This is a genomic window from Modestobacter altitudinis, from assembly GCF_005930475.1.
Taxonomy (GTDB): Bacteria; Actinomycetota; Actinomycetes; order Mycobacteriales; family Geodermatophilaceae; genus Modestobacter; species Modestobacter altitudinis.
This window is the reverse complement of record NZ_SJEW01000158.1, coordinates 1-400: the sequence shown is the minus strand read 5'-3', so window position 1 is coordinate 400 and position 400 is coordinate 1. Positions and strand designations below refer to the sequence as shown.

Annotated in this window: 1 protein-coding gene; it reads right to left on the bottom strand. The window is 32.8% G+C overall.

Features of this window, described 5'->3' with window-relative positions:
* Positions 1 to 365: endonuclease III domain-containing protein (locus tag FHL79_RS26700; RefSeq protein ID WP_138761220.1), on the bottom strand; the 365-nt coding region annotated here is incomplete at its 3' end.
* Positions 366 to 400 lie beyond the last annotated feature (35 nt).

The window sequence follows — 400 nt, the reverse complement described above, 5'->3', positions numbered from 1 at the left end:
GTTTTACGTCCTACACCTGCTAAACTTTCTAATTCCTTATGTGTTTGTGGTATTTCTCCATTAAATTGATCAATCAAAGATTGACAAAGTTTCTTAATATTCTTAGCTTTGTTACGATACAGACCGATAGAACGAATATCATTCATAAGTTCTTCATCACTGACTGCCAAATAATCTTCAGGCGTTTTGTATTTTTTAAACAGCTCAGTTGTTACTCTATTTACTAGAACGTCTGTACATTGCGCTGACAATAATACAGCAATAGTTAATTCGAACGGATTATCATGTTTTAATTCACATTCTGCATCCGGAAACATATTTGCTATAACATCAATCATTTCTAATGCTTTTTTCTTACTTACCATCAAGGTTCTCCCCGTTTAACCAATCAAATTTAGGT